We start from the raw sequence: 13,737 nt of genomic DNA on the forward strand, positions 1-13,737 counted from the left end.
CCTCCATGCACGACCCCGTGGCCGACACGCCCACACCTGCCGCACATGATGCATATGACACGCTGGTCCGCCGCTTTGCGCGGATGGGACATATCGCCAATGCGCTGGGCATCCTCGGGTGGGACAAGGACACGATGATGCCATCGGGCGCCGCCGACAGCCGGGCCGAAAGCATCGCGACACTATCGGTCCTGCATCATGGCATCATGACCACCCCGGACATGGCGGACCTGCTGGCGGCGGCGCCAGAACCGGGGGATGCGTGGCAGGCGGCGAACCTGCAGGAGATGCGCAGGCTGCACGCCCACGCCATGGCCGTGCCCCCGGACCTGGTGGAGGCCGCGTCCCGCGCGGCATCCCGGTGCGAGATGGCGTGGCGCACGGCACGCCGCGACAGCGATTTCGCCAGCCTTCTGCCCTATCTGGAGGACGTATTGGCGCGCACGCGTGAAATCGCCCATGCCAAGGCAGAGGCCCTTGGGCTTTCGCCCTATGACGCGCTGCTGGACCAATATGACCCCGGCACACGGCAGGCGGATATCGATCCTGTGTTCCGCCGCCTGTCCACACAGCTTCCGGGCCTGATCGCCGATGCGCTTGACCATCAGCGCGCGCACCCCGCGCCGGCCCTGCCGCGCGGGCCATTCGCAACCGCCGCGCAGGCCGCACTGGGGCAGGAGATCATGCGGACCGTGGGGTTCGACATGGCACGCGGGCGGCTGGATGTCAGCCTGCACCCCTTCTGCGGCGGGGCGGAAGACGACGTGCGCATTACCACACGGTACGAGGAAGGCGATTTCCTCAATGCCCTGATGGGCGTCGTACATGAAAGCGGTCACGCGCTGTATGAACAGGGCCTGCCACGTGCATGGCATTCACAACCCGTCGGCGCGGCACGCGGGATGAGCCTGCATGAAAGCCAGTCGCTGCTGATGGAAATGCAGGTCTGCCGCTCGGCCGAGTTCATGACATGGGCAGCCCCCGTCATTGCAACCGCGCTTGGCGGGGACGTGCACTCCGCCGAATGGTCCGCAGATACGCTGCACCGGCAGGTTACGCGCGTGCGTCCAGGGTTCATCCGCGTGGATGCGGACGAGGTCACCTATCCCGCCCATATCCTTGTGCGTTATGAGATGGAAACCGCACTCATCAACGGGCAGATGACGCTGCGTGACCTTCCGGGGGCCTTTAACGCACGTCTTTACGACCTGTTGGGCCTGCGCGTGACCGAAGACCGGCTGGGCTGCCTGCAGGACATCCACTGGCCATCGGGATCGTGGGGATATTTCCCCACCTACACGCTTGGCGCGATGATCGCCGCCCAATTGCGCGAGGCGGCGCAGAAGGCGTGCCCGACATTGATGGAAGATATCGCGCGGGGTGATTTCTCCACGCTGCTGACATGGCTGCGCACCCATGTCCATCATCGCGCCAGCAGTGCCGCGATGCGCGACATCGTGCGCGACGCCACGGGGGCGCCGCCGGGGCCTGATGCGTATCTGCGGCATCTTCGGCACCGGTATTGCGGGCAATAGGCGCGCGGATACCCGCCATCCCCCACGGCCCCTTGCCTTCGTGGGCGGTTCATGGCGACATGCGGACAATGTCCAGTCACGATTCCGCCCCGTCCCGCCCGCATCGCACCCGCCATGCGGGTGTCGCCTGCGCCCTTGTCGGGGCGCTGGCCCTGATGAACGCCCCGTTTGACGCACGCCAGGCGCATGCGGCCAAACCTGCGCCGCCGCTGAACCCGTCCGCACCGATGGATGATGTCGCGACCTCCGCCACCGCGACGTGGGACCGGGTCGTCGTCCTGCCCGATGGCCGGTTCATCGCACAGGCCCCGGCATGGACCGGGATAAAGCAGGGCGGCCTTGTCATCTTCGCCCCCGGGCAACACCCCGCCCCCTATCCCGACGCGGCATCGAACGACCCCGCCACACCGGCGGCGCAACGCCTGGTTGCCCCTGCGGACCTTCAGTTACAGGCGGACGGGACGTTATGGGTACTCGATAGCGGGATCGCCGCCGACGGGACGCGCGCGCAGCCCAAGGTCATGCGCATCGACACCCGCACGGCGCAGGTTACGGCGACATGGGATGTGGACGCGGCCAGCCTGCGCCCGGACAGCCACCTGTCCACGATGCGGGTGGGCAATGGCCATGCCTATATCGGGGATGAAGGGGTGCCCGCACTGATCGTGGCCGACCTTGATGGCCATGGGCAGCGCCGGCTGATGGAACATAACCCCGCCCTGACGGCGGGACGGCCGATCCTCGGCCCAGACGCGCGTGTGATGAAGAACGCATCAGGCCATACCGCCATCATCAATATCAGCCAGATGGCCATCAGCCCGGATGGGAAATGGCTGTATTTCGAACCGCTCAGCGGCCCGATCTACAAGCTGGGCACGGATGTGCTGATTGATCCGAAGGTCACGCCCATCGAATTGGAAGACAGCCCCACCCTGTGGTACAAATCCCCCCCCTATGGCGGGATCGCCGTGGGTGCGGACGGGACGCTGTATCTGAATGACGTCTCCACCAGCAGCATCTTCCGCCTGACGCCCAAGCGTATCTATCAACGCATCGTGACCGACCCGCGCCTGCACTGGCCCGCAGGATCGTATGTCACGCCCGACGGGATGATGTATGTCCCTGCGGCGCAGCTTGACCGCACACCCGCACTGAATGGCGGGCAGATGCAGGTGTCATGGCCGGTCCATGTCTATCGCATCAATGTCGCGGCCCTGCCCGAGGCGAAATTCTGACACACCTTTCCCAAAATCGTTCAGGATAGGATCATCGAGTCCCACTGCGCCCCTTCGCGCGGTGGGGAGATGGCATTATGATCGGACCCATGCGCTATATTTCTACCCGGGGACAAGCCCCTGTCCGCGATTTCTCGTCCGTGCTCCTGGCTGGTCTGGCCGAAGACGGTGGACTTTACCTGCCGGAAAGCTGGCCGGAATTCTCCCCCCGGCAATGGCGGGACCTGCGCGGCCTGCCCTACCCCGAACTTGCCGCGCGCGTGATGGCGCCATTCACCGCCGGGTCGATCCCGCCGGACGTGCTGGGGCAACTGTGCCGCGATGCCTATGCCCATTTCGACCATGCCGCCATCGTGCCGTTGACGCAGGTGGAAGACGGGCTGTTCGTGCAGGAACTGTTCCATGGCCCGACGCTGGCGTTCAAGGACATGGCGATGCAGTTGCTGGGCCGCCTGTTCGACCATGTCCTGACGCAGCGCAATGAACATGTGACGATCGTGGGGGCCACGTCGGGCGATACAGGGTCTGCCGCGATTGCGGCATGTCGCGGGCGCGAACGCCTGCGTGTGGTGATCCTGCACCCCGAAGGGCGCACATCCGACGTGCAGCGCCGCCAGATGACAACGGTGCTGGAGCCCAACGTCACCAACCTTGCGGTACAGGGCACGTTTGACGATTGCCAGGACATGGTCAAGGCGATGTTCGCCGACACCACGTTCCGCACCGACATGCACCTGTCGGCGGTCAATTCCATCAACTGGGCACGAATCGCCGCCCAGGTGCCCTATTACGTCTATTCCGCGCTTGCACTTGGCGCACCGGACCGGGAGGTGGCGTTCGCCGTGCCCACCGGCAATTTCGGCAACGTGCTGGCCGCGTGGGTCGCGCGCCAGATGGGCCTTCCCATCCGCGCGCTGTGTGTGGGGTCGAACCGCAACGACATCCTGTCGCGCTTCCTCAACGAAAACGACATGTCCATCCATGGCGTGGTACCCAGCCTGTCACCGTCGATGGATATCCAGGTCTCGTCGAATTTCGAACGCCTCCTGTTCGAACTGCTCGACCGCGACGCCAGCGCATGCGCGCGCATCGTGACGGAATTCCGCAAGACCGGTCGCATGCATGTGCCCACGCCGGTATGGGACAAGGCCAATGCGCTGTTCCATGGCATGGCGCTTGATGACGATGCGACGGTGGCCGAAATCCGGCGCCTGCATGCGCAAAGCCAGTATATGGCCGACCCGCACACCGCCATCGGCATTGCCGCCGGACGCGCCTTTCGCGAACCGGGAATCCCCATGGTGGCAATGGCGACCGCCCATCCCGCCAAATTCCCCGACGCAATGGAAAAGGCGATCGGCATCCGCCCGGCCCTGCCGGATGCGTTGTCGGACCTGTTCGACCGGCCGGAGCGTTACGAGGTGGTGCCTGCGGACCTTGGAACCATTGAGGACAAGGTCCGCGCCGCAGTCCTGAAAAATAGCTGACGCGGCTGGCGCCTCCTGCCTCTTCCCTGATTTCTCAAACTATGGCCCTGCCGCTCAGTGATCCCGGCCGGGCCTTCAGGATCCGAATGACTGACCTCATCAATGTTACCCGCCTGCCTTCCGGGCTGACCGTTGTCACCGAACGGATGGAGCGTGTTGAAACCGCCTCCTTCGGGGCGTATGTCGCCGCTGGCACCTGTCACGAGGACGCGCGCGAGAACGGGGTGTCCCACTTCCTCGAACATATGGCGTTCAAAGGCACGGCGACACGCACGGCGGCGGGCATCGCGGAAGAGATCGAGAATGTCGGCGGCCATATCAACGCCTATACCGCGCGCGAACACACCGCCTATTACGTCAAGCTGCTGAAGGAAGACCTGCCGCTTGGTGTGGACATCATCGGCGACATCCTGACACACAGCAGCTTTGCCCCTGACGAACTGGAACGCGAACGTGGCGTGATCTTGCAGGAAATCGGGCAGGCCAACGACACGCCCGATGACATCGTGTTCGACCATTTCCAGGAAACTGCCTTCCCCAACCAGCCCATGGGCCGTCCCACGCTGGGCACCGAAGGCGGCATTCGCGAAATGACGCGCGAAACGCTGATGACCTATATGCGCACGCACTATACCGCACGCAACACCATCATTGCGGCGGCGGGCAACCTGCATCACGATGCCGTGGTGGAAATGGTGGAAAAGCATTTCCGCGACCTGCCGCAGACAGACATCCCGCCATGTCCGGGCGTAACCTATATCGGTGGCGAATTCGCACAGCGGCGTGAACTGGACCAGGCACATATCGTGCTCGGCTTTCCCTCTGTCGGCTATGGCGATCCGGATTATTACCCGACCCTGCTGCTGTCCACGCTGCTTGGTGGGGGCATGTCATCGCGCCTGTTCCAGGAAATCCGTGAAAAGCGTGGCCTGGTCTATTCGGTCTATTCCTTCAACGCCCCCTTCCGTCAGGGTGGGCTGTTCGGGATTTACGCAGGCACCGGCGAATCCCAGGTGGCGGACCTGATTCCCGTCACGCTGGAGGAACTGCGCAAGGTACAGGGACAGGTCGCGCAGAACGAACTTGACCGTGCCCGCGCGCAACTGAAATCATCATTGCTGATGTCACTGGAAAGCACCGGCAGCCGCTGCGAACAGCTTGCACGGCAGTTGCAGATCTTTGACCGTCTGGTGCCGATCCATGAAACGGTGCAGCGTATCGACGCCGTCACCATCGCCGATGTCCAGCGCGTGGCGGCCCGGGTCTTTCACGGTACGCCCACGCTGACATCACTTGGCCCGGTCAGGCACATGCCCCCTGTCGCCACTGTTGCGGAGATCCTTGCACGATGACACCGGAACCGCTTGACCTGATTGCAACCCTGCTTGACACGGCGCGCGCCGCTGGCGCCGATGCGGCCGACGCGGTTTACATGACCCGGATCGCCCACGGGGCGCAGGTGCGTAACGGCAAGGCGGAAGACCTTGAACGCTCCGAGACATGTGACCTTGGCCTGCGCGTATTCGTAGGGCAGCGATCGGCCATCGTGTCGGCCACCAGCCTTGATCCCGCCCGTTTCGCCCCCTTGGTGGCACAGGCGCTGGCGATGGCACGCGTCGTGCCGGAAGATCGCTTTGCCGGGTTGTGCGACCAGGCGGTGCATGGCCATGTCGATGCGGCGGGCCTTGACCTTCTGGACATGACGGAACCACCCACCACCGCCCTGATCGAACGCGCCCGCACGGCCGAGGCCGCAGCCCTTGCCATTACGGGTGTCAGCAACACCAACGGCGCCTCCGCCAGCGCGGGCCGCATGGACATCGTCATGATGACCTCGGCCGGGTTTTCGGGCGGATACTCACGCAGCAGCCATTCCATCTCCGCCAGTGTGGTGGCGGGACAGGGAACGGGGATGCAGCGTGATTATGACTATCATTCGGCGGTACACCTGTCGGACCTTGAGGATGCGGCCACCATCGGGCGGCATGCGGGTGAACGCGCGGTCGCCCGCCTCAACCCCGTACGACCGCGCACCGGGCGGATGCCCATCGTGCTGGACCCGCGCATCTCCACCAGCCTGCTGGGCCATCTGTCGGGCGCGGTGAATGGTATCGCCATCGCGCGCGGCACTTCGTTCCTGAAGGACCGGATGGGACAGCAGATCATGGGGACAGACATCACCATTATCGACGATCCCCTGCGTATCCGGGGGCTGGGCGCACATCCGTTCGACGGAGAAGGCGTCAGGACAAAGCCCCTGACGATCGTCGAAAATGGTGTCTTGCAGACATGGGCGCTTGACGCCCGCAGTGCGCGGCAACTGGGGCTAACCTCCAATGGCTGTGCGGGCCGGGGGGCATCCTCACCGCCCTCTCCCTCGCTGGGGAACATGCATATGCAGCCCGGACGGGTCACACCACATGATCTGATGGCGGACATCGGCGAAGGTATCTACATCACCGAACTGATGGGTTCTGCCATCAATGGCATTACCGGTGATTACAGCCGTGGGGCCTCGGGCTTCATGATCCGCAACGGGCAACTTGCCGAACCTGTGGCGGAACTGACGGTTGCGGGCAACCTTGTGGACATGTTTGCCCGCATGCAGGTTGCCAATGACCTTGATTTCCGCCGCACCACCAATGCGCCAACCGTGCGGATTGATGACATGATGATTGCAGGGGCATGAATTCGACGACAGGTGCCACGGCATAAAACTGTTTGAAACACCCTGTTGATAAAAGACTGAAATTATAAAGGTTTTTGGTGAAGCTTTTTCTAAAAAGCTTCGAAAGACGCAGCCTTTTTCGATCGAAAGGCGGCACGCAAAAACTTTTCTTATTTTTTATCAATCAGTTGTTTTCAAACACTTTCATAAGACATCGCAACGGTTTTCGGGCATTGCCTTTTACCCGGCAGGACAGCGTCTTGCCGGGCTTTCCCTTGAGGGTTTAAAAAACCTTTGAAAAATCAGGGCATTATAAAAGTCATTTTATCAAACAATGTCCAATGCCCGTCGCCCCCTGTTTATCGACGGATAAATACCCATATCGTAAGAGGCAACGATCCTGTCGGCAGTCGTCGGGATCGCCTTAACGCAGGATACAAGATACCCTGACGCAGATGAAACAGACCCTTTCGCGACAGATGCCACGTAAACGCATCATCCTGAGCCTGAGCGCCGCCCTTGCGGCCCTGCCCCTGATTGTTCACCCGGTGGCCGCCGATGCGCGTGCCGGGGGTGGCATGTCGATGGGCAGCCGGGGGTCGCGTACCTATAGCGCGCCGCCCCGCACGGCCACGGCGCCCTATGGCGCAACCCCGTTCCAGCAGACCATGACGCCACGCAGCAGCCCGTCGGCCCCCTATGGGATGGCGACACGCATGCCGTATGGCGCGGGTGCGGCCGCCATGATGGGACGTCCCCGCCACCCCTTCCTCAGCGGCTTTGCCGGGGGGCTGCTTGGCGCGGGCCTGTTCGGCATGGTCTTCGGGCATGGTATGTTCGGCGGCGGTGGTATGGGCGGCAGCGGCATCCTTGGCCTGCTGATCCAGCTCCTGCTTGTCTTCTTCGTGGTACGGTGGCTGATCCGCCGCTTTACGGGACAGGGGGGCATGCCCTCCGGCCTGCCGGGGCTGAGAGGGGGCAACGTGTCATCCGCGCAACCGATGAACAATGCACCCGCACCACAGGTCGCGCTGACAGCCGCGGATTACCAGGCCTTCCAGCAGGCGCTGGTCAACGTGCAGGCCGCATGGAGCCAGCAGAATCTTGGCGCCCTGCAACACATGGCCACGCCAGAGATGGTCAGTTACTTCAGCCACCAGCTTACCGACCTCGCCAGCCGTGGCGCGCGCAATGTTGTGTCGGACGTCCGCTTTGAAAATGGCGACCTGACGGAAAGCTGGCAGGAAAATGGCATGGATTACGCCACTGTGGCCATGCGGTATTCCCTGATTGACATGACCACCGACATGACGGGCCACGTCATTGACGGCAGTTCGACCGAACGCACCGTCGTGACCGAACTGTGGACATTCGAACGGAGTTCGCGTGGCGGGACATGGCTTGTCTCCGCCATCCAGCAGGTAGCCCGTTAACCTTACGTTCCCACGAAACATGACAGAAGGGTGGTCCGGGACAAATGGTCCGGGCCACCCTTTTTTGTGTTATGCCCTGCGAAGGGACAGATATGAACGGCGGAGCAGGGTCCACACATCGCCAGACGAAACAGGTGTCATTCCCACCCACTGGCCATCTGGGAAAAACATATCATCAAAGGTTGCCAGCGCGTCTTTGGACAAGCGGGACCAGCACATATTGAAGTATAAAAATCTTTGATGAGCCTGATGCAACAGCTTCCCAAAGACAGCCCCTGCGTGAAAGCCACCCATTGACAATAAATGAGAAAAGGTTGCAGGCGTTATCTTGTTTTTTGAGAATATCATGCCGCCGGGAGGCGTTCAAAAACGCCTCACAAAAAACTTTTATTCTTCAGTGAACAGTCCCTGATCCGTTCAGAGAGTGTTTAAAAACAAATCCTTGATAAAAAACAGGAAAAGTTTTCGGGTGCCGCCTTTTGATCGAAAAAGACTGCGTCTGCTGAAGCCTTCTGGAAAAAGCTGCGCCAAAAACCTTTATGATTTCAGGATGTTATTGAGCCTGACTTTTCAAACAGCTTCTCAGATCCTGACGATGCTCAGGACATACAGGATCATGGCCAGCGCCCCAAGCGTCAGGGCCACGCCATAGATACGGCCCTTATGCCGACGGGCATATTCCTCGGCCGGGGTCCGTACCACTGGGGCATTATCCGATGACATTACAATATCCCTTGTCAGAGAGCAGGCGGCACGACAACCGCATGATCGGCATCAGTGCATGATGAGGAAATGATCCGCCAGCATACCGCAAAACAGCAGGAACAGATAAGCCAGCGAATACCGGAATGCCTTACGCGCGGGCAGATCACCGCTCTCGCTTACCCCCTGTGCATCCTGCCGATCACGCAGGACGCCAATGGCGCGATAGATGAACCCCGCCCCAAGAACAGTGGCCGTAACGGTATAAAGCCATCCCGCAAGATGCATCGCCGATGGCACAAGCGTCACCGCCATAAGGATGATCGTGTACCACAGGATCTGCCAGCGCGTATGCCGCGCGCCCTTTACAACCGGCAGCATCGGAATGCCGGCCCGCCCGTAATCCTTGCATGCATATAGCGACAGCGACCAGAAATGCGGCGGCGTCCACAAGAAGATGATGCCGAACATGACAATCGGCAGCACCGTCAGCGACCCCGTCGCAGCGGCCCAGCCGATCATGGGCGGGAATGCCCCGGCCGCGCCACCAATGACGATATTCTGTGGCGTGGAACGTTTCAGCCACATCGTATAGACGACGGCATAAAAGAAGATCGAGAACGCAAGGATACCAGCAGCCAGTGCATTCGTCGCCAGCCACATCAGGATGACCGACGCCACCGACAGGCCAATGCCAAAGCCAAGGACCTCGTCCGGGCGCATGCGGCCATCGGGAATGGGCCGTGTGGCCGTGCGTTTCATGACCGCGTCGATATCGCGATCGTACCACATATTAATCGCACCGGCCGCCCCGGATGCCATGCAGATGCACAGGATGCTGATGGCTGAGATAATGGGGTTCAGGTGCCCCGGCGCCATGGCCAGACCCGCCGCCCCGGTAAAGACCACCAGGGAAATGACACGGGGTTTGAGCAATACGAACCAGTCACGCGCCTGCGTCCCCACGACCGCAACCGGATAGGCGGCATTTCCTTCCGCCGATGCGACAGAGCCACTCATGCCCGGTTCCCCCGATCCATGCCCACAGGCGACGGCAGCGTCCATTCCAGCGTCCGCGCGCCCATGCCCCAGTAATTGGCGGCGATATGCCCACGTCCGCGCATACAGGTCACAACGACCACCCCGGCGAAGACAAGGATGGACGCCCCCATCAGAACCGCCCCGGCAATGGCGGGCGCACCCTGATGCACAGACAACGACATGGCGGTGCCCGTCACCGTCAGGACAAGATGCACCAGCCCGGCCATGCGCGGGACGACACGGCCACTCATCTTGCCCACCCAGTAATAGAAACCGGCAAAGGTTGCGAACACGGCGGCGAATACGGTGGCCGCATGCACATCACCCATACCACCGGGCAGCAGCGACATCACGCCCCCCGCAACCAGCAGCACAGCGCAGCCTACGGCCCACCCCATCGGCAGGCTGGGACGTACATGCCCCGTCAACGCGGTTGCCCCCCATGCCCCAAGGACCATCACAACCGGTGCAAGGATCACCAGAAGTTCCGCGGCGGCATGATAGCCATCCGATGTGCCCAGCCCCCCGTTGAACAGATCATGCGTCCAGACGGCGCCCCCACCCACGGACATGACCACCAGGGCTGCGATCACCTGCATGCGCCCAAGCAGGGGCACACCACAGAATGTTTCCATCACCTGACTGACGATCCCGATGGACGGCAGCAGGAGCAGCGCCATTTCCGGTCCGGCAAAGGCACGCAGCACGGTATCCAGATGCGCGAACACGTCGCCACCATCCAGCACAATGCGCGTCAGCGCACCCGCCAGTACCGGCACCACCATCACCAGCATCATCGCCGTCAGCACCTGCGCCCACACGAATACCGGCATGTCACGCAAGCGCATGTCCGGCGCGCGCATGTTCAGGACGGAGGCAACCATATTGATGGCAGCCCCCAGCATGCCCACGCACCACAACAGCAGCGCTGCGATGGACATGGCGGGCGCAGTCACGACGGACAGGCCAAGCAGCGCCAGTACAAAACTGCCCGCAACGGCAAGCCAGCAAAGGGTATTGAGGCGGGGAAACGCCATGTCCCGCGCCCCGGTCAGCAAGGGCACGAACCAATTGCCAAATCCACCGAACAGGGCAGGCAGGGCGCAGAAAAAGACCATCATCATGCCATGGCGCGTGGCAATGCGTTCCCACATCCCCGCAGCGTCACCGCCACCCCAGCGCGCCAGCACGCCATGCGGCAGCAATCCGGCCTGCAACGCGATGGCAAGCATGCCACCCACGATCCCCGCCACAACCGCCAGGGACAGATACAGGGTTCCGACATTGCGATGACCGCCCGAACCCGCCCGCAACCCGGCGTCCCCCATGGGCAAACCGGCGCCTGCGCCATCGATCCGATCCTGACCGATTGTCGGCATATGTATCTACTCCCCTTGTGACGCGGGGATTGCGCCACAGTCCTGACATAGCATTGCTGGCGGCAATATATCCCGACATATCTGTAAAAACGACCCCGTGAGGGGCCATGTCAGTCGCGAGAATGTCATTACAGCCCTGTCGTCAGGACAGGGCTGCGCATGGACATGCCCGGATTGGCGGCATCAGGCCACCAGGGATTCGCTGGCGTCATCCAGACGGTCGAGCGTGACAAGCGTGAACAGCCCCGCAGGCGGAACCGGCCGGATGACCGCGCGCGCCAGATCCTCAGGGGGAAGCAGTCCTTCAATCGCAAAGTCCGGGTGCCACCCCAGCGAACGCGAAGCCCGCGCCATCCCACGTTCCACCGCAAGGCGGACGCCACCGGTGGCCAGGAAATGGTTGACGAACAGGATATGCCCACCCGGCTTGACGACGCGCTTGAGCTCACTCAGCAGGCGACGCGGATGCGGCACGACAGAGGCAACGAACATCGCCACAGCGATATCGAACGATGCATCGGGGAATTTCGTCTCCTCCGCATCCATTTCCAGCAGCGCATTGACATTCGACAGGTGCAGCTTGCTCACACGCCCACGCGCACGTTCAAGCATATCCTCCGACAGGTCGATGCCGGTTATCTGCTTGTCCCGGCGGTAATATGGCAGCGCAAGGCCGGTGCCGACCCCGACCTCCAGCACCTTCTGACCGGGCAGGGCGTTCACCGCCTCCACCGCACGCTTGCGCGCCAGGGCCGACACACCACCGAACAGGGCATCATACACCGCAGCCCACCGGCGATAGGCCACCTTGACCGCATCGGCATCAAGGGCGGAACGCGGAGAGGGAATCTCGACCACCTTTTCAGTGGTGGCATCACGCAGAACGTCACTCATCAGATGGTACCTGCCCCTTTGATGCAAACCGTCTTCAGGGTCCGGCCCTGCCGTTGCGCGTCTGGCATAATCAAACCTGTCCCGTTCTGCTGCATTAGATTCCCATTATGTATTCCGGGACACCGCCCGGAATATTCCCTGTGCAATTACGCCAGATGGCATACGTCACGGCGATGGCGCGCAACGGCATAGCATTTTCATACGCCAGCCGATACGGCCCCATCCGCATTCCCCCTGTCCCGTCAGCCCGTCAGCCCTGACCGTCAAGACGGGCAAGAATGCAGTCCCACAGCATGGACGCCGTATTGACGCCATCAAAACGGTCGATTTCCTGCAATCCCGTGGGCGAGGTCACATTGATTTCCGTCAACCATTCGCCAATCACATCAATCCCGACGAAAATCAGTCCCTGTTCACGCAACAGCGGACCAATCGCCGCGCAGATCTCATGGTCGCGTGGTGTCAGGGTGGCTTTCACCGCCCTGCCGCCGACATGCATGTTCGAACGCGCCTCCCCTTCGGCGGGAACACGGTCAATCGCGCCGATCGGCTGTCCGTCCGCCAGGATGATACGCTTGTCGCCCTGCCTTACCGCAGGTTCATAACGCTGGATCATCAGCGGTTCGCGCGAACGGGCGAAATGCATCTCCAGCAGGGAATTGAGGTTGGGGTCGTCCTCGCGGATGCGAAACACCCCGGCGCCACCATTCCCGAACAGCGGCTTTACGATGATATCGCGCCACCGCGCACGGAAATCGCGGATGGCGCGCACATCCCATGTCACCAGAGTGGGGGGCATCAGGTCGGGATAATGCGTGACCAGCAGTTTTTCCGGGGCGTTGCGCACCGATGCGGGATCATTGACCACCAGCGCGCGCCCCGGCCCGACACCATGGATATGTTCAAGCATATGGGTGGCGGTGATATAGGCCATGTCAAAGGGCGGGTCCTGACGCATCAGGATCACATCCATCCCCCCAAGGTCGAGGACATGTTCCTCGCCATAGGTGGCATGCGCGCCCGCGACGCGCTGCACATGCACGCGCCGTGCCCGTGCGGCAAGACGTTCGAGACGCGCGCCCCGCGGGGAGATGCGCCCCTCGCTCAGGGTCATGGTCTCGACCTGATAGACATAAAGCTCATAACCCCGGGCCTCGGCCTCCAGCATCAGCGCGAAGGTCGAATCACCCTTGATATCGATGGCACCAAGCGGGTCCATCTGGACCCCTATCTTCAATGGGCGCGACATTGCTGGACCTCCGGACGGGACACGGGGCGGATACTCCGGCCGTGTAATAATACGAAACAACGTTCTTGAAAAACGTCATAATGTGTAAGCAGCGGCACAACCAGCGCCAGCGGC

General features: G+C 62.0%; 11 protein-coding genes. 6 read left to right on the forward strand and 5 right to left on the reverse strand.

The window, feature by feature from the left end; translation table 11 throughout:
• Positions 1-5: 5 nt before the first annotated feature.
• From FYB92_RS12905 to FYB92_RS12930, 6 genes are all read left to right on the forward strand, one after another.
• Positions 6-1,535: a carboxypeptidase M32 gene (locus tag FYB92_RS12905; protein WP_332828784.1), complete on the forward strand. Its 1,530-nt coding sequence runs from the start codon at positions 6-8 to the stop codon at positions 1,533-1,535.
• Positions 1,536-1,603: 68 nt separating this feature from the next.
• Positions 1,604-2,770 (forward strand): L-dopachrome tautomerase-related protein, encoded by a 1,167-nt coding sequence (locus tag FYB92_RS12910; protein WP_332828785.1) that lies wholly within the window; start codon positions 1,604-1,606, stop codon positions 2,768-2,770.
• An 89-nt stretch (positions 2,771-2,859) separates the two neighbouring features.
• The gene (gene thrC / locus FYB92_RS12915; RefSeq protein ID WP_332829018.1) at positions 2,860-4,257 is read left to right on the forward strand and encodes a threonine synthase; all 1,398 of its coding nucleotides are present in this window, start codon (positions 2,860-2,862) and stop codon (positions 4,255-4,257) included.
• An 86-nt stretch (positions 4,258-4,343) separates the two neighbouring features.
• A complete protein-coding gene (locus FYB92_RS12920; RefSeq protein WP_332828786.1) occupies positions 4,344-5,609 on the forward strand; it encodes a pitrilysin family protein in 1,266 nt (421 codons plus the stop codon).
• A complete protein-coding gene (locus FYB92_RS12925; protein ID WP_247066554.1) occupies positions 5,606-6,946 on the forward strand; it encodes a TldD/PmbA family protein in 1,341 nt (446 codons plus the stop codon). Before FYB92_RS12920 ends, FYB92_RS12925 begins: the two co-directional genes overlap by 4 nt.
• A gap of 434 nt (positions 6,947-7,380) precedes the next feature.
• Positions 7,381-8,358, forward strand: coding sequence for a Tim44-like domain-containing protein (locus tag FYB92_RS12930; protein WP_003618148.1), 978 nt, complete (start codon positions 7,381-7,383; stop codon positions 8,356-8,358).
• A 582-nt stretch (positions 8,359-8,940) separates the two neighbouring features.
• On the opposite strand, the gene FYB92_RS12935 is transcribed toward FYB92_RS12930, so the two are convergent.
• The 5 genes from FYB92_RS12935 to gshB form a co-directional block, all read right to left on the reverse strand.
• Positions 8,941-9,081, reverse strand: coding sequence for a hypothetical protein (locus FYB92_RS12935; protein WP_003618146.1), 141 nt, complete (start codon positions 9,079-9,081; stop codon positions 8,941-8,943).
• Positions 9,082-9,132: 51 nt separating this feature from the next.
• Positions 9,133-10,080 (reverse strand): heme o synthase, encoded by a 948-nt coding sequence (cyoE, locus tag FYB92_RS12940; protein WP_075595044.1) that lies wholly within the window; start codon positions 10,078-10,080, stop codon positions 9,133-9,135.
• Entirely contained in the window at positions 10,077-11,480 is a 1,404-nt protein-coding gene (locus FYB92_RS12945) for a cbb3-type cytochrome c oxidase subunit I (RefSeq protein WP_332828787.1), read from the reverse strand. The genes cyoE and FYB92_RS12945 overlap by 4 nt, the downstream gene beginning before the upstream one ends.
• Positions 11,481-11,663: 183 nt before the next feature.
• A complete protein-coding gene (locus tag FYB92_RS12950) occupies positions 11,664-12,374 on the reverse strand; it encodes a class I SAM-dependent methyltransferase (protein ID WP_003618143.1) in 711 nt (236 codons plus the stop codon).
• 250 nt (positions 12,375-12,624) lie between these two features.
• On the reverse strand, positions 12,625-13,623 hold the full coding sequence (gene gshB, locus FYB92_RS12955) for a glutathione synthase (protein ID WP_192264788.1): 999 nt from the start codon (positions 13,621-13,623) through the stop codon (positions 12,625-12,627).
• Between the last annotated feature and the right edge of the window lie 114 nt (positions 13,624-13,737).

It is taken from the genome of Novacetimonas sp. GS1 (assembly GCF_036686925.1).
Taxonomy (GTDB): domain Bacteria; phylum Pseudomonadota; class Alphaproteobacteria; order Acetobacterales; family Acetobacteraceae; genus Novacetimonas; species Novacetimonas hansenii.